The organism is Escherichia sp. 20412-1 (genome assembly GCF_003027595.1).
GTDB classification, from domain to species: Bacteria; Pseudomonadota; Gammaproteobacteria; order Enterobacterales; family Enterobacteriaceae; genus Escherichia; species Escherichia marmotae.
On the sequence record NZ_PYQM01000042.1, the window covers coordinates 1 to 17304 of the forward strand.

13 protein-coding genes and 1 tRNA gene are annotated in these 17304 nt (G+C 49.2%); 9 read left to right on the plus strand and 5 right to left on the minus strand.

Annotation, left to right across the window (positions count from 1 at the left end):
* Positions 1–587: 587 nt before the first annotated feature.
* Together C7B16_RS20000 and actS are read right to left on the minus strand one after the other, a co-directional pair.
* Positions 588–661 (minus strand) — tRNA-Gly (locus tag C7B16_RS20000).
* 78 nt (positions 662–739) lie between these two features.
* Positions 740–1495 carry an amidase activator ActS gene (gene actS / locus C7B16_RS20005; RefSeq protein ID WP_001517011.1) on the minus strand — a complete coding sequence of 252 codons (756 nt, stop codon included), beginning with the start codon at positions 1493–1495 and terminating at the stop codon, positions 740–742.
* Positions 1496–1883: 388 nt separating this feature from the next.
* Here actS and xdhA point away from each other — a divergent pair, with 388 nt between their 5' ends.
* From xdhA to xdhC, 3 genes are read left to right on the plus strand one after another with little or no spacing between them, the layout of a single operon-like run.
* A complete protein-coding gene (gene xdhA, locus C7B16_RS20010; RefSeq protein ID WP_000388122.1) occupies positions 1884–4181 on the plus strand; it encodes a xanthine dehydrogenase molybdenum-binding subunit XdhA in 2298 nt (765 codons plus the stop codon).
* A gap of 10 nt (positions 4182–4191) precedes the next feature.
* Complete coding sequence (xdhB, locus tag C7B16_RS20015) at positions 4192–5070, plus strand: xanthine dehydrogenase FAD-binding subunit XdhB (RefSeq protein ID WP_001517012.1); 879 nt, start codon at positions 4192–4194, stop codon at positions 5068–5070.
* Positions 5067–5546: a xanthine dehydrogenase iron sulfur-binding subunit XdhC gene (xdhC, locus tag C7B16_RS20020; RefSeq protein ID WP_085449209.1), complete on the plus strand. Its 480-nt coding sequence runs from the start codon at positions 5067–5069 to the stop codon at positions 5544–5546. The genes xdhB and xdhC overlap by 4 nt, the downstream gene beginning before the upstream one ends.
* Before the next feature lie 39 nt (positions 5547–5585).
* On the opposite strand, the gene C7B16_RS20025 is transcribed toward xdhC, so the two are convergent.
* Positions 5586–7364, minus strand: coding sequence for a sigma-54 interaction domain-containing protein (locus tag C7B16_RS20025; RefSeq protein ID WP_000424613.1), 1779 nt, complete (start codon positions 7362–7364; stop codon positions 5586–5588).
* Between the two features lie 478 nt (positions 7365–7842).
* On the opposite strand from C7B16_RS20025, the gene ygeW reads away from it, so the two are divergent.
* From ygeW to arcC, 5 genes are read left to right on the plus strand one after another with little or no spacing between them, the layout of a single operon-like run.
* Positions 7843–9030 carry a knotted carbamoyltransferase YgeW gene (gene ygeW, locus C7B16_RS20030; RefSeq protein WP_143192614.1) on the plus strand — a complete coding sequence of 396 codons (1188 nt, stop codon included), beginning with the start codon at positions 7843–7845 and terminating at the stop codon, positions 9028–9030.
* Positions 9031–9087: 57 nt separating this feature from the next.
* Entirely contained in the window at positions 9088–10284 is a 1197-nt protein-coding gene (gene dpaL, locus C7B16_RS20035) for a diaminopropionate ammonia-lyase (protein ID WP_000110506.1), read from the plus strand.
* A gap of 59 nt (positions 10285–10343) precedes the next feature.
* A complete protein-coding gene (locus C7B16_RS20040) occupies positions 10344–11555 on the plus strand; it encodes a YgeY family selenium metabolism-linked hydrolase (RefSeq protein WP_001107131.1) in 1212 nt (403 codons plus the stop codon).
* A gap of 52 nt (positions 11556–11607) precedes the next feature.
* Positions 11608–12993: a D-phenylhydantoinase gene (hyuA, locus tag C7B16_RS20045; protein ID WP_016249156.1), complete on the plus strand. Its 1386-nt coding sequence runs from the start codon at positions 11608–11610 to the stop codon at positions 12991–12993.
* Positions 12994–13040: 47 nt separating this feature from the next.
* Positions 13041–13973, plus strand: coding sequence for a carbamate kinase (gene arcC / locus C7B16_RS20050; RefSeq protein WP_107180059.1), 933 nt, complete (start codon positions 13041–13043; stop codon positions 13971–13973).
* Between the two features lie 39 nt (positions 13974–14012).
* Here the strand turns inward: arcC and yqeB are convergent, their stop codons facing one another.
* A complete protein-coding gene (gene yqeB / locus C7B16_RS20055; protein WP_107180060.1) occupies positions 14013–15638 on the minus strand; it encodes a selenium-dependent molybdenum cofactor biosynthesis protein YqeB in 1626 nt (541 codons plus the stop codon).
* A gap of 47 nt (positions 15639–15685) precedes the next feature.
* Positions 15686–16456 (minus strand): selenium cofactor biosynthesis protein YqeC, encoded by a 771-nt coding sequence (gene yqeC / locus C7B16_RS20060; protein WP_010378585.1) that lies wholly within the window; start codon positions 16454–16456, stop codon positions 15686–15688.
* A 105-nt stretch (positions 16457–16561) separates the two neighbouring features.
* Between yqeC and mocA the strand changes: the two genes are divergently transcribed.
* Positions 16562–17134, plus strand: a complete 573-nt coding sequence (gene mocA, locus C7B16_RS20065; RefSeq protein ID WP_001110887.1) for a molybdenum cofactor cytidylyltransferase — start codon at positions 16562–16564, stop codon at positions 17132–17134.
* The last annotated feature ends 170 nt before the right edge of the window (positions 17135–17304 follow it).

Below are 17304 nucleotides of genomic sequence, written 5' to 3' on the forward strand. Positions count from 1 at the left end.
GTCTGCGTTTCTCCGGTCCTAAGACATCAATCATCTGTTCTCCAATGACTAGTCTAAAAACTAGTATTAAGACTATCACTTATTTAAGTGATATTGGTTGTCTGGAGATTCTGGGGGCTAGTCTAACAATAGAAACCATAAAGCCCCGTTGGTGATACAGCAACAAGCGGAGCCGTTAGGCGACTTCATCAGATTGTCAGAAAGATCACACCTTATCAGGATAACCGTGTACCCGTTGGGAGCGTGGCTGAAACGCTGATAGAGCTTGCATATGGTTTGCAAGGACCAATATCACCATAAACCTGTTTACGCAGCCACAAGGCCGCACATCGGGCTTAAATGCGTGTGTTCAGTCTGTCGATGACATTACAATGCCAGGATGGGCTTTATCTTCACGTTGTGCTATCGCGGTGTGAGAGGTGCAACTGCCGCCAACGTTAGGTTATACTGTCATCTCACCGTGTAACTTAACGTGACAGTTACTAAGGGCGGATCACAATGGTAGAACTCCTAAGCAAATTAAATAGGTAACTGTTTAAGTTGCTGACAGAGAAGACTTTTTTAGTCTTCTCCACCTGGGGAGATTCTGGAGCGGGCGAAGGGAATCGAACCCTCGTATAGAGCTTGGGAAGCTCTCGTTCTACCATTGAACTACGCCCGCTTTGAGATGCGTAAGGCATTATAAACCTTACGCTCTTCTTAGCAAGTGTCTTGCTACTGACTGCTGATTAATTCACCATCAACACTTTGGTTTGCTGCCCTGTGGCGGCAAGTAGCGCAAAGGATCAATTGCTGTAGCACGGTAACGAATCTGGAAATGTAACCGCACGGATTCTGCATCAGTACTGCCCATCGTCGCTATCTTTTGCCCAGCCTTAACGCTTTGCCCATTGTTTACCAGCATCGTGTCGTTATGAGCGTAGGCTGTGATGTAATCTTCACTGTGTTTAATCATGATGAGATTACCGTAGCCGCGTAATTGGTTACCGACATACACCACCTTACCGGCACCGGCTGCGTATATTGGCGTCCCGCGCGCTGCAGCAATATCAATCCCTTTATTGCCGCCATCTGCCATTGAGTAAGGCATGATAACTTTTCCACTCGTTGGCCATAACCAGCAACGTTGTCCAACAGGTGGCCATGAAGATTTCGGAACCACTGGCGGCGGCGTTACTGACGCTGTTTTCGTCGTTGATTTGGCGGTATATTTCCGCGAACTGCGGTTGCTTTTTGCCCCACCAAGTTTCAACTTTTGGCCTACTTCGATGGTATAGGGGGGAGAAATGCCGTTGAGCCGGGCAAGTTCTTTTACGCTTGTTCCCGTGGTGCGTGAAATACGATAAAGCGTATCCCCCCGTTTCACGGTGTAAACGGAGCCGGAATACGTTCCTGTGTCTGATGATTTGCTACCCGAACAGCCCGCCAGAAGCAGTCCAGCCGATAACAGCATCACGATACCCAGCATTTTTTTATTCGGGCGTCCTGCGCTCAAAATCTTTCCTCGCTCAAAAAACAAGACGCTATATCATAGCAGTCACCTGTCAGATACCCAATCCATTGCTCGGAAAATGGATGTACAAATCAAGAATTGTTAATGAATCTATTAGGATAGGATAACCACCATTAGTACATCATAACGAAAAAGAAAGCATCCTGACTGCCTCCTAATATTCATTTATCACAATGATTTTTATCACACTCATATTGATACACAGCCCTCTCTTGCTTTGCTGATAAAAACCACATCATCCCTGGCGTTTTATTAACAACATCACACTTCCCCCCTCCCCTCATGCTTATAGTCGTTTCTGGCGTAATTCTTGCCTTCAAAGACTAAATCATTGCCATAAGAACCAAATGTTCAAATCAAGGGGATTTCTATGGAAGCGCGGGAAGCAACCGCTACAGGTGAATCATGTATGCGCGTAGATGCCATTGCTAAGGTTACCGGGCGGGCACGATATACTGACGATTATGTTATGGCGGGCATGTGTTACGCGAAATATGTACGTAGTCCTATCGCACATGGTTATGCCGTAAGTATTAATGATGAACAAGCCAGAAGTCTGCCTGGCGTACTGGCTATTTTTACCTGGGAAGATGTACCGGATATCCCATTCGCCACGGCAGGGCATGCCTGGACACTTGACGAAAATAAACGCGATACCGCCGATCGCGCACTGTTAACTCGCCATGTTCGCCATCATGGTGATGCCGTTGCCATCGTCGTGGCCCGAGATGAACTCACAGCAGAAAAAGCAGCGCAATTAGTCAGTATTGAGTGGCAAGAATTACCCGTTATCACCACACCAGAAGCGGCACTTGCAGAAGACGCCGCTAAAATTCACAGCCGCGGTAATTTGCTTAAGCAAAGCACGATGTCTACGGGCAATGTCCAGCAAACAATCGATGCCGCCGATTACCAGGTGCAGGGACACTATCAGACCCCCGTCATTCAACATTGCCACATGGAAAGTGTGACATCGCTGGCGTGGATGGAGGATGACGCGCGAATTACCATCGTCTCCAGTACGCAGATCCCGCACATTGTTCGCCGCGTTGTCGGTCAGGCGTTGGATATTCCCTGGTCATGCGTGCGGGTAATCAAACCGTTTGTCGGTGGAGGTTTTGGTAATAAACAAGATGTGCTGGAGGAGCCAATGGCGGCATTCCTGACCAGCAAGCTCGGCGGTATTCCGGTGAAAGTTTCCCTTAGTCGTGAAGAGTGTTTCCTGGCGACCCGTACCCGCCACGCTTTTACCATTGACGGGAAAATGGGGGTTAACCACGATGGTACGCTGAAAGGCTATAGTCTGGATGTTCTGTCCAACACGGGTGCTTATGCCTCTCACGGCCATTCCATTGCTTCCGCAGGTGGTAACAAAGTCGCGTATCTTTATCCTCGTTGCGCCTACGCTTACAGCTCAAAGACCTGCTATACCAATCTACCCTCGGCTGGCGCAATGCGTGGTTATGGCGCACCACAAGTCGTTTTTGCCGTCGAATCAATGCTGGATGACGCCGCTACCGCGTTAGATCTTGACCCGGTAGAAATTCGTTTACGTAATGCCGCCCGTGAAGGCGATGCAAATCCACTCACTGGAAAACGCATTTACAGTGCCGGATTACCTGAGTGTCTGGAAAAAGGGCGGGAAATCTTTGAATGGGAAAAACGACGTGCAGAGTGCCAGAACCTGCAAGGCAATTTGCGCCGCGGCGTTGGCGTTGCCTGTTTTAGCTACACCTCTAACACCTGGCCTGTTGGTGTAGAAATCGCGGGCGCACGCTTGTTGATGAATCAGGATGGAACTATCAACGTGCAAAGCGGCGCTACGGAAATCGGTCAGGGTGCCGACACTGTGTTCTCGCAAATGGTGGCTGAAACCGTGGGGGTTCCGGTCAGCGATGTCCGCGTGATTTCGACACAAGATACCGATATTACGCCATTCGATCCAGGTGCGTTTGCTTCACGCCAGAGCTATGTTGCCGCGCCTGCGTTACGCAGTGCTGCATTGCTATTGAAAGAGAAAATCATCGCTCATGCCGCTGTAATGCTACATCAGTCAGCGATGAATCTGACACTGATAAAAGGCCATATCGCGCTGGTTAAAAGGCCGGAAGAGCCATTGCTGTCGTTAAAAGATCTGGCGATGGATGCTTTTTATCATCCTGAGCGCGGCGGGCAACTTTCTGCTGAAAGCTCGATCAAAACCACCACTAACCCACCGGCATTTGGCTGTACTTTTGTTGATCTGACGGTTGATATTGCGCTGTGTAAAGTGACCATCAATCGCATCCTCAACGTCCATGATTCGGGCCATATTCTTAACCCGCTGCTGGCTGAAGGTCAGGTACACGGCGGAATGGGAATGGGCATTGGCTGGGCGTTATTTGAAGAGATGATTATCGATGCGAAAAGTGGTGTGGTACGTAACCCCAATCTGCTGGATTACAAAATGCCGACCATGCCGGATCTGCCACAACTGGAAAGCGCGTTTGTCGAAATCAATGAACCACAATCCGCATACGGACATAAGTCACTGGGTGAGCCGCCAATAATTCCTGTCGCCGCTGCGATTCGTAACGCGGTGAAAATGGCTACCGGTGTTGCAATCAATACCCTGCCGCTGACGCCAAAACGGTTATACGAAGAGTTCCATCTGGCAGGATTGATTTGAGGATAACATCATGTTTGATTTTGCATCTTACCATCGCGCAACCACCCTTGCCGATGCCATCAACCTGCTGACTCACAATCCGCAGGCCAAACTGCTCGCCGGTGGCACTGACGTGCTGATTCAGCTCCACCATCACAATGACCGTTACCGTCATATTGTTGATATCCACAATCTGGCAGAGCTTCGGGGGATTACGCTGGCGGAAGATGGCGCGCTACGAATCGGTTCCGCGACGACCTTTACCCAGTTAATTGAAAATCTATTAACCCAGCGTCATCTCCCGGCGTTATGTGCTGCGGCTTCGTCAATTGCCGGGCCGCAGATCCGTAACGTCGCGACCTACGGTGGAAATATTTGCAACGGTGCCACCAGCGCAGACTCAGCCACGCCAACACTGATATATGACGCGAAGTTGGAGATCCACTCCCCGCGCGGTGTTCGCTTCGTCCCGATTAACGGCTTTCATACCGGGCCGGGCAAGGTTTCCCTTGAGCATGATGAAATCCTTGTCGCATTTCATTTCCCACCGCAACCGAAAGAACATGCAGGTAGTGCGCATTTTAAATATGCCATGCGCGACGCGATGGATATTTCAACCATCGGTTGCGCTGCTCATTGCCGCCTGGACAACGGCAATTTCAGTGAATTACGCCTGGCATTTGGTGTTGCCGCACCAACGCCGATTCGCTGCCAACATGCTGAACAGGCTGCACAAAACGCGCCATTAACTCAGCAAACGCTGGAAGCTATTAGCGAATCAGTCCTACAGGATGTCGCCCCGCGTTCTTCCTGGCGTGCAAGTAAAGAGTTTCGTCTGCATCTCATCCAGACGATGACCAAAAAAGTCATTAGCGAAGCCGTCGCCGCGGCGGGGGGAACATTGCAATGAATCACAGCAAAAGTATTATCATTGAATGTGTCATTAACGGTATGCCTTTTCAGCTTCACGCCGCACCAGGAATGCCACTTTCGGAGATGCTCCGCGAACAAGGACTGCTTAGTGTCAAGCAAGGTTGCTGCGTTGGCGAATGCGGTGCCTGTACAGTACTGGTTGACGGAACGGCAATCGACAGTTGTTTATACCTGGCCGCATGGGCTGAAGGAAAAGAGATCCGCACGCTGGAAGGTGAAGCAAAAGGTGGCAAACTTTCTCATGTTCAACAGGCTTATGCGAAATCCGGCGCAGTGCAGTGTGGCTTTTGTACGCCAGGGTTGATTATGGCCACCACTGCAATGCTGGCGAAACCACGAGAGAAACCATTAACCATTACGGAGATTCGTCGTGGCCTGGCGGGAAATCTCTGTCGCTGCACCGGTTATCAGATGATTGTGAATACAGTACTGGACTGCGAAGAAACGAAGTAAAACGAAATCCGGCCTGAATTCAGGCCGGATTTACCGTGGTTACACGCTTAACAACTCATATTTTTTAATCTTACGATAGAGGGTAGCAATGCCGATACCCAGTTCATCAGCGACTTGCTTCTTGCTGTTATGACGTGAAAGCGCCTCGCGTATCATCTGTTTTTCCATCTCCTCCAGCGCCGTGCCGCCAGTATCATCAAGTGCCAAATGTGCCTCGCAAGCTTCTGGCATCTCACTTTGCTCCATCGCACCGTTATTTACCAGATTGGGTGGCAAAAGCGTGCTGTCAATGACTTCACCAGAAGGAACAACGTTGACCAGATATTCCATCAGATTGCTTAACTCTCGCAGGTTCCCTGGCCAATAATGCTTACGCAGTAACTCCACAACATCGGGAGCAATACCTGGGTAAACCGATCCCAAACGACGGGTATGTAGATGTAAAAAGTAATGCACCAGCAGTTCAATATCTTCCTGACGTTCACGCAGCGGTGGCAAAGTTAAAGGAATGACATTGAGTCGGTAGAAGAGATCTTCGCGAAATTTACCTTCGGCAATGAACTGGGCTAAATTCTGGTTGGTTGCAGAAATGATGCGGATGTCGACCTGTATTGGACTACTGGCACCAATCGGCAGGATTTCACGCGCCTCAATAGCTCGCAGTAATTTAGCCTGCAACATCAATGGCATATCGCCAATTTCATCAAGAAACAACGTGCCTGTATTCGCCGCCTGAATCAACCCTATTTTGCCGTTGGCTGAAGCGCCAGTAAATGCGCCTTTAACATAACCGAACAGCTCACTCTCCAGAAGCTGCTCCGGAATCGCCGCACAGTTGATAGCAATAAATGGTTTGTTCCGCCGTCCACTCAGCTTATGGATTGCGCGAGCCACCACTTCTTTCCCGGTGCCACTTTCACCAACGACCATAACACTGGATGGGCTAGGCGCAATACGGCTAATGAGTCGTTTTAATTGCCGCATAACCCGGCATTCGCCAACTAATTGTTCAATATGCGGTTCATCAGAGGCATTCGCCACGGAAAAACTGGTATGAGATTGGTGAAATGCCATTAAAAATAACTGTCGGCCCTGTATGTTATGCAACTGACCAATTATCAATTCACTTTTATCATCCCACGAAACGATATGCTGCATATGGCCATGAGTAAAATTACTCTCAAATGTTAATGGCCTGAAACGAACAGGTTTCCCAACCATATTATTTTGAGCAACACCGAGAGTTTTTAATGCAGTCTGGTTAACAAACTGAACACGATTGTCTTCATCAATAACTAATACTCCCTGATCCATATTATCAATCATGGTAGCGAATATTTTACTTATATTATCTCCTGGCCCCTGATCTTCCAGAAGCTTTGAAACAAAAATTGTCGATATATGGCGAACGTAATCTGAAAATTCGCGTAAATTATCAGTGATATGTTCTTGTTGCTCATGAGTAACAGCAATCAAACTTATTACCCCGACACAGCGTTCCTGTAGAATAACAGGCGTGCCCAGAAATGCCTTTTCACGACAACTCTCTTTACTGTCGCAACCTTCACAAAGGGGATCGAAGCGAGATTGTGTCACAACCTTTTCGGTTTTGGTTTCGAGGACATAGCGGAGCAAGCGCGAGTTGCCACTCAACTGGCGACCAAGAAATTTCCCATATGCGCCAGTTCCAGCGACGCGGCACAAGTTTTCATCAACGATCTCAACCTCAAGCTGCAAAACGCTGGCTAGCATTCTGGCAAAACGCTGAATTGTTGGTTGAATTTGCATCAATACTGACTGCGTAGAAACAAGCTCCATAGCTTTACCTTCCAGAATCACTTAAAAGTCGATCATTGAAGACGTTGATGGTTCACAGGTCATGACGATATTAACTCAGACAAATATAGCTTTGCTAAAAACATAGGATTTTTATCATTTTCTAATGAAATTATGGAAGTAATATCACATTTCTATATCAATATGAGAATTACGGGAGTGCATTTATCAAACTGACGACGATTTACCTGCCTCTTTATCTTATTTCTGATGCTTAGCAGCAAATAAATAACTGCATAAAAAAAGCCAATCGTTTCCGTATATTTTGATGTTCCATAGTACATCAATAATTTGTGATAAAACCCACACATTATTCGTTAAATTAGCATTTCATAACCATGCAGATAATTCTGGCATGTTTATTGTTAGTTCCTGGTATAGCTGTGAAAACACCAATCACATTGGCATGTCACAGTGAAATAAACCACTTTGCCTGTCATTCCACTATCGGGACTTTATGATGAAAACTGTTAATGAGCTGATTAAGGATATCAATTCGCTGACCTCTCACCTTCACGAGAAAGATTTTTTGTTAACGTGGGAACAGACGCCAGATGAACTGAAACAAGTACTGGACGTTGCCGCAGCGTTAAAAGCACTGCGTGCTGAAAACATCTCGACCAAAGTCTTTAATAGTGGATTAGGTATTTCCGTATTCCGCGACAACTCTACCCGCACCCGTTTTTCTTATGCTTCCGCGCTTAATCTGCTCGGCCTGGCGCAGCAAGATCTTGATGAAGGTAAATCACAAATTGCGCACGGCGAAACCGTTCGTGAAACGGCCAATATGATCTCCTTCTGTGCCGATGCTATCGGTATTCGTGACGATATGTATCTGGGGGCAGGCAACGCCTATATGCGTGAAGTGGGAGCCGCGCTTGACGACGGCTACAAACAGGGCGTACTGCCGCAGCGTCCGGCTTTAGTTAACCTGCAATGCGATATCGACCACCCGACTCAGTCTATGGCCGACCTGGCATGGTTACGTGAACACTTTGGTTCACTGGAAAACCTGAAAGGTAAAAAAATCGCCATGACCTGGGCGTATTCCCCAAGCTACGGTAAACCGCTCTCTGTACCGCAAGGCATTATCGGCCTGATGACTCGCTTCGGTATGGATGTCACCCTGGCTCATCCGGAAGGCTATGACCTGATTCCGGATGTCGTTGAAGTGGCTAAAAACAACGCTAAAGCATCCGGCGGTAGCTTCCGTCAGGTCACCAGCATGGAAGAAGCATTCAAAGACGCAGACATCGTTTATCCGAAGTCATGGGCACCTTATAAAGTGATGGAAGAGCGAACTGAACTGCTGCGCGCGAACGATCACGAAGGCTTAAAAGCACTGGAAAAACAGTGCCTGGCACAGAACGCGCAACATAAAGACTGGCATTGCACTGAAGAGATGATGGAACTCACCCGCGACGGTGAAGCCCTGTATATGCACTGTCTGCCAGCCGATATTAGCGGCGTATCCTGCAAAGAAGGTGAAGTCACGGAAGGCGTATTCGAAAAATACCGTATCGCTACCTGCAAAGAAGCCAGTTGGAAACCCTATATCATCGCCGCGATGATCCTTTCCCGTAAATATTCCAAACCTGGTGCACTGCTCGAACAACTGCTGAAAGAAGCGCAAGAACGCGTGAAATAACCCCTCGAGCCGATCGGCAGGTCGGCTCTCTATTTCCAGAGGCCAAAAGGATAGGATATGTCCGTTTTCTCATTGAAGGTTGATATCGTCGATAACAAATTTTTCAACGGCGAAACATCACCGCTCTTTTCGCAAAACCAGGCAAAACTGGCGCGCCAGTTTCACCAGAAAATTGCTGGCTATCGCCCAACACCGCTTTGTGCGCTGGACGATCTCGCAACTCTTTTTGGTGTAAAGAAAATTCTCGTTAAGGACGAATCAAAACGCTTCGGTCTGAACGCCTTCAAAATGCTCGGCGGTGCGTACGCTATCGCTCAGTTACTGTGCGAAAAATATCATCTGGATATCGAAACACTGTCATTTGAGCATCTGAAAAATGCCATTGGCGAAAAGATGACCTTCGCCACCACCACCGACGGCAACCACGGGCGCGGTGTTGCCTGGGCTGCTCAACAACTCGGTCAAAACGCGGTGATTTACATGCCGAAAGGTTCTGCTCAGGAGCGTGTAGACGCCATTCTGAACCTCGGCGCCGAGTGCATCGTCACCGACATGAATTATGACGATACCGTCCGCCTGACTATGCAACACGCTCAGCAACACGGCTGGGAAGTCGTACAAGATACCGCCTGGGAAGGCTATACCAAAATCCCAACCTGGATCATGCAGGGCTACGCCACATTAGCGGATGAGGCTGTTGAGCAAATGCGTGAAATGGGCGTTACGCCAACTCACGTCCTGCTGCAGGCTGGCGTCGGCGCAATGGCCGGCGGCGTGCTGGGATATCTGGTGGATGTCTATAGTCCTCAAAATCTGCACAGCATCATTGTTGAACCTGACAAAGCTGACTGTATTTATCGCTCTGGCGTCAAAGGCGACATCGTTAACGTTGGCGGCGATATGGCCACCATCATGGCGGGCCTGGCCTGCGGCGAACCGAATCCGCTGGGTTGGGAAATCTTACGTAACTGTGCCACCCAATTCATCTCCTGCCAGGACAGCGTTGCCGCATTAGGTATGCGCGTGCTGGGTAATCCCTACGGCAACGATCCGCGCATCATCTCCGGTGAATCTGGCGCTGTCGGTTTAGGCGTTCTTGCGGCTGTTCATTATCACCCGCAACGTCAAAGTCTGATGGAAAAACTGGCGCTGAACAAAGATGCCGTGGTGCTGGTTATCAGCACTGAAGGCGACACTGACGTGAAGCACTACCGCGAAGTTGTCTGGGAAGGCAAACACTCTGTAGCACCATAATCACCCTATTGGAAATAGCTCCCCCGCCAAACGGGGAGTCAAAAATCTGGAGAAAAATAATGGCTAAGAATATTCCATTCAAACTGATTCTTGAAAAAGCAAAAGATTACCAGGCAGACATGACCCGCTTCCTGCGCGATATGGTTGCGATTCCCAGCGAAAGTTGCGATGAAAAACGCGTAGTGCATCGTATTAAAGAAGAGATGGAAAAAGTAGGTTTCGATAAAGTTGAAATCGACCCGATGGGCAACGTTCTCGGTTATATCGGCCACGGCCCGCGTCTGGTTGCAATGGATGCTCACATCGACACCGTCGGTATTGGCAACATCAAAAACTGGGAATTCGACCCGTACGAAGGTATGGAAACTGATGAACTGATCGGCGGTCGCGGTACTTCTGACCAGGAAGGCGGCATGGCGTCTATGGTTTATGCCGGTAAAATCATCAAAGATCTGGGGCTGGAAGATGAATACACCCTGCTGGTAACGGGGACAGTGCAGGAAGAAGACTGCGACGGTCTGTGCTGGCAGTACATTATTGAACAATCCGGTATTCGTCCGGAATTTGTGGTCAGTACTGAACCGACCGACTGCCAGGTCTACCGTGGTCAACGCGGTCGTATGGAAATCCGTGTTGATGTTCAGGGTGTTAGCTGCCACGGTTCTGCACCAGAACGCGGAGATAACGCCATTTTCAAAATGGGCCCAATTCTTGGCGAATTACAAGAACTGTCCCAACGTCTGGGCTATGACGAATTTCTCGGTAAAGGTACGCTGACCGTTTCCGAAATCTTCTTTACCTCCCCAAGTCGTTGCGCTGTCGCAGACAGTTGCGCAGTTTCTATTGACCGTCGTCTGACCTGGGGCGAAACATGGGAAGGTGCACTGGATGAAATCCGCGCGCTGCCTGCGGTACAGAAAGCCAACGCAGTCGTTTCTATGTACAACTACGACCGTCCGTCCTGGACTGGTCTGGTTTACCCAACCGAATGCTACTTCCCGACCTGGAAAGTAGAAGAAGATCACTTCACCGTTAAAGCGCTGGTGAATGCCTACGAAGGGCTGTTCGGCAAAGCACCGGTCGTTGATAAGTGGACATTCTCAACTAACGGCGTCTCCATCATGGGCCGTCACGGTATTCCGGTTATCGGCTTTGGCCCCGGTAAAGAACCTGAAGCGCACGCGCCAAACGAAAAAACCTGGAAATCTCACCTGGTAACCTGTGCCGCTATGTATGCGGCAATCCCATTAAGCTGGCTGGCAACCGAATAATTATTCATCACTTATTCCCCTCCGGTTCGCCGGAGGGTTTCTGGAGTTTGCTATGCGTGTATTGATCAAAAACGGCACTGTTGTTAACGCTGATGGGCAAGCAAAGCAGGATTTGCTGATTGAAAGCGGGATTGTTCGCCAGTTAGGTAACGATATTTCGCCGCAGCTCCCTTATGAAGAAATTGATGCCACTGGCTGTTACGTTTTCCCAGGCGGCGTGGATGTCCATACGCATTTTAATATTGATGTCGGCATTGCGCGCAGTTGTGATGATTTTTTTACCGGCACCCGCGCGGCTGCGTGTGGCGGTACAACAACCATTATTGACCATATGGGATTTGGCCCAAACGGCTGCCGGTTACGCCATCAACTGGAAGTTTATCGTGGTTATGCCGCCCATAAAGCGGTCATCGACTACAGCTTTCACGGTGTTATCCAGCATATCAATCACGCTATCCTCGATGAAATTCCGATGATGGTCGAAGAAGGGCTGACTAGTTTTAAACTCTATTTAACCTATCAATACAAACTCAACGATGACGAAGTGTTACAGGCGTTACGCCGTTTGCATGAGTCCGGCGCGCTAACCACCGTACACCCGGAAAATGATGCTGCTATCGCCAGTAAGCGGGCGGAGTTTATCGCTGCCGGGCTAACCGCGCCGCGCTATCACGCATTGAGTCGACCGCTGGAGTGCGAAGCGGAAGCCATCGCCCGAATGATCAACCTGGCAAAACTTGCCGGTAACGTACCGCTCTATATCGTCCACCTGTCTAACGGATTAGGCCTGGATTATCTGCGCCTTGCCCGCGCGAACCGCCAGCCAGTCTGGGTGGAAACCTGCCCGCAATATCTTCTGCTGGACGAACGTAGTTATGACGCAGAAGACGGCATGAAATTTATTCTTAGCCCACCGCTGCGCAACGTTCGCGAGCAGGACAAGCTGTGGTGCGGCATCAGCGATGGCGCGATTGACGTGGTGGCGACCGATCACTGCACCTTCTCAATGGCCCAGCGCCAGCAGATTTCCAAAGGTGATTTCAGCCGTTGCCCAAATGGCCTTCCCGGTGTGGAGAATCGTATGCAGTTGCTGTTCTCCAGCGGCGTAATGACCGGACGTATCACACCGGAGCGTTTTGTTGAATTAACCAGTGCAATGCCCGCCAGACTGTTTGGCCTGTGGCCACAAAAAGGAACATTAGCGCCCGGTTCAGATGGTGACGTAGTGATTATAGATCCACATCAGAGCCAGCAAATTCAGCATCGCCATCTCCACGACAATGCTGACTACTCGCCCTGGGAGGGCTTTACCTGCCAGGGTGCAATTGTCAGAACCCTATCCCGTGGTGAAACGATTTTCTGTGACGGCACCTTTACAGGCAAAGCCGGACGGGGACGTTTCCTGCGACGCAAACCGTTTGTCCCTCCCGTGTTCTAACCACTGCCAGGGATCTATACACAATCAAGAATGATGAGTGAGGAAAAATGAGTAAGAAAATTGTTCTCGCCCTGGGCGGGAATGCGCTGGGCGATGATCTGGCCGGACAAATGAAAGCGGTAAAAATTACGTCTCAGGCAATTGTTGATTTAATTGCCCAGGGGCATGAAGTTATCGTCACTCATGGTAATGAGCCACAGGTGGGCATGATTAACCAGGCATTCGAAGCCGCCGCAAAAACGGAAGCGCATTCGCCTATGCTGCCGATGTCTGTCTGTGTCGCCTTAAGCCAGGGATATATTGGTTACGATCTGCAAAACGCCTTACGGGAAGAACTGCTTTCTCGTGGCATTAATAAACCCGTTGCAACGCTGGTTACCCAAGTTGAAGTCGACGCTAACGATCCGGCATTCCTCAATCCGACCAAACCGATCGGCTCATTCTTTACCGAGCAGGAAGCAGAACAACTGACAAAACAGGGTTACCCCCTGAAAGAAGATGCGGGTCGTGGCTATCGTCGTGTCGTCGCTTCGCCAAAACCAGTTGATATTATTGAAAAAGAGACGGTAAAAGCTCTGGTAGATGCCGGCCAGGTCGTAATCACCGTTGGCGGTGGCGGTATTCCGGTGATTCGTGAAGGTAACCATCTGCGCGGTGCCAGCGCGGTTATCGATAAAGACTGGGCCAGCGCCCGTTTAGCAGAAATGATCGATGCCGATATGCTGATCATTCTTACTGCGGTAGAGAAAGTAGCAATTAATTTTGGTAAAGAGAATGAACAGTGGCTCGACCGCCTGTCATTGGCCGATGCAGAACGCTTTATTGATGAGGGGCATTTTGCTAAAGGTTCGATGCTGCCGAAAGTGGAAGCCGCCGCGTCATTTGCTCGCTCTCGCGCAGGCCGCGAAGCGCTGATTACCGTGTTAAGCAAAGCGAAAGAAGGGATTGAAGGTAAAACCGGAACGGTGATTTGCCAGTAAGTTAAAGGCCGGGTGGTGATGCCATCCGGCCGTTTTCATTTAAGCCACTTCCAGTACTTCTTTCGTCGCTTTAACGCCCTGGTGCATCAACATCATTAACGCCTCAAGTACACCACCACCAATCGCCCGGGCTTTATCAGAAACGCTGGTGAAATCAGCCGTTTCGCCACGAGGGTCGATATCACCGATTTTAAAACCGCCGACGACAGCCAGCCCATCGTTCAGCAAGCCTCTCACCATACCAGCCAACGGCGCTTTAATTTCATGATCGCCAACACAGGCAATAACATCACCCTCTTCTACCAGATCGCCTAATTTCACATTCGAGCGCATGATACCCGCCGCCGGAGCGCGAATAACCCGCCGGGTGGTATGCCCCATAATATTACCTGGAACACCGGTATTCTCCTGCGCACAACCGGAGTAGATCACCTGTCCCAGCCAGTGCCCACGGTTTGTTTCAATAACCGCATGGCAATCTTTTCCTGCGGTAAAACCAGGCCCGAGCGCAATTATTACCGGTGCCATGTCCACACGCGTACCCAAATTCTGTTTCGCCAGAATGGCATCTACCACGCACAGCGGTTTCAGTTCATCAAGCAGCGAACAGGAAGGGTCCACCATTACCGGGATATATCCTCGCTCAGTCAGTTTCATCGCCTCCGCAGGGGTCGAAGCCAAATGAGCAGTAACACCTTCAACTGTCATTTCACCGTCGAACACGGCCTGGGCAAACGCTACGGTACAACGAATCACCGTCGGCTTTTCAACTTCCAGCATGATCACTTTAAAACCCGCATGATACAGACGTAACGCCACTCCACTGGCAATGTCTCCCGCGCCACGAATCACCACCAGTTGATGCCCGGAAGGATGCGAAGGTTTCATCATCAACCCGCCCGGCGCGTTATTTTTCACCTGTAATATTTCTGCCAACACGCTGATGGCGATCTCCTGCGGCGTTTCCGCACCAATGTTATAACCAACCGGTGCATGTAAACGGGCAATATGCTCTTCAGCCACGCCTTTCTCACGCAATTGACGCAGGAAAAGCTGAACCTTGCGGCGACTTGCCAGTAACCCCAACCATGCAATGGGCTGTTCAATAAGTTTATCGAGAGCTTCACGATCCTGATTATTCGTGGCAATGAGAACAAAATTATCAGGTCGAATTTCCAGCGCCTCTACCGCTGCACCAAACGAATCGGCATGTAGAAGCGTGGTTGCTGGTGGGAAAAGTTCAGGATTGAGGCTTTCGCGATAAATATCGGCAACAGCAATATCAAACCCTAATAGCGCAGCACTCTGGGCAATCGCCCGGTTAACATGCCCCGCGCCGATCAACACCAGACGTGGCCGCATACCATGCACGCTGATAAACACTGACATTGCGCCTCCACAGTCTGACCCGACGGCATCCGCGCCGTTACGGGCCATTCGTCCATGAAATAATCGCGGCTTACGTTCCTGCAATGCCTGTAGCGACTCTTCAATCACCTTACGCTCAACCATTCCTCCACCAATCGTACCAACGATGGAACCATCGGCACGCACTAACATTTGTGCAGAATGGCGGGGAGTAGAGCCTCGGCTATCCACAATTTGCGCCATAGCAAACGGACAATTTTGATCTTCGAGTTTTGCAGCCTCTGTGAAAATATTCATACCAACCTCAATCGATATCCTTTCAGTAACCCGGAATACCCAGGTCGCTAATTCACAAATCTGCGCGCGATTGCAGGATACTCTTGTATATCGCCCAGCCAGATTGCCTCTACGTCGTGGTGTTGCAGTGGTTTGAGTAGTTCGCTTTGCGCAATCGCATTCTCACATTGAGAAAAACGGTTAATAAACCAGACCCGCCGACACCCTGATGGCACGTTTTTAAACGCACCTTGCGGATGGCGAACCAGGGCAACAAGATCGCTAAGTTGCAAGGTCGCCCCCGGCGTCAGGCCAGTAATGTCGGCAAACTGCGGCCAGCGATGGACATTTTCCGCGCCAACTTTTGCGCCTAAAACATGCCCCCCCATCACAGCAATCACGCAACAACTGCTTCGTGGTATGCAAGGTTCGTGCTCATCCGGCGCTTTTAACGGCATTCCACGCGAGCCATCAGCCTCAATGAGAATTACGTCACATTCCGACCGTTGCGCCAGTGCATCAATGGCATCTGGCGAAAATCCCTGTGCTTTCCCCTGTATCGCTTTCCAACGATGAAAACAAAATAAAATGGGAGATGTGAGAGACGCATGAGGAAGTGTTGCAGGATCACGGCAAAAAACTACAGGCCAATGAGAAACTGGCATAAACATATGCGTAGTCGTAGTAATTAACACACGTCTGCCACTAGCCCGGAGTACCTCTGCCAGCCAAAAAAGCAGACTGGTTTTCCCCCCTGCGCCAACAACTGAAATCACAGCAGGACGTTTCTGCACGTCTAAGTCAATGAATAACGCTGATGGGTCAATTATACTTTTCACAAATCTTTATAGTCCTCTCAGGGATAAATTAACCCCACAAATTCATTAACCAGGAAGTAACGTAATCCCCAGACGTTATTACCCAATATAAATAATGGAACGACTATGCCAGCTATCGACTGTATAATTACCGCTGCCGGATTATCATCAAGAATGGGACAATGGAAAATGATGTTACCCTGGCAGCAAGGAACAATTCTTGATGCAAGTATCAAAAATGCGTTGCAGTTTTGTAGCCGAATTATTTTAGTCACAGGTTTTCGCGCCAATGAACTGCATCATCGCTACGCACATACTGCCAATATTACTCTTATTTATAATCCAGATTATGAGCAGGGTTTACTGACCTCGGTGAAGGCAGCGGCCCACGAAGTGCAAACAGAGCATTGCTTTATTACCCATGGTGACATGCCAACTCTAAATAGAGATATTTTCCTAAAAATCTGGCAGTTACGTAACAGCGGCGCAATACTCCCGCTACACAATGGTATCCCTGGCCATCCCATTTTAATCTCAAAATCGAGCCTGATGCAGGCAATACAACGCCCCAATGTAATCAATATGCGTCAGGCATTACGCATGGGTGAACATTATTCCGTCGAGATGGAAAATGAAGAAATAATTTTAGATATTGATACTCCGGATGACTTTATTAATGCGCAAAAATGGCATACTTAATTTTAGAAAATCAAGCTAAACGATTGCGTTCAAATATTTAACCCACCCTCCACTCCTTTATCATAATGATAAGGAACCACTGTTTTTGAGAAATGAGAAAAGATGATAAAAGCCATAAGAATAATAACGTTAAGGAGTGATTTTAATTCTCATTTGGCACCTGTGAGATC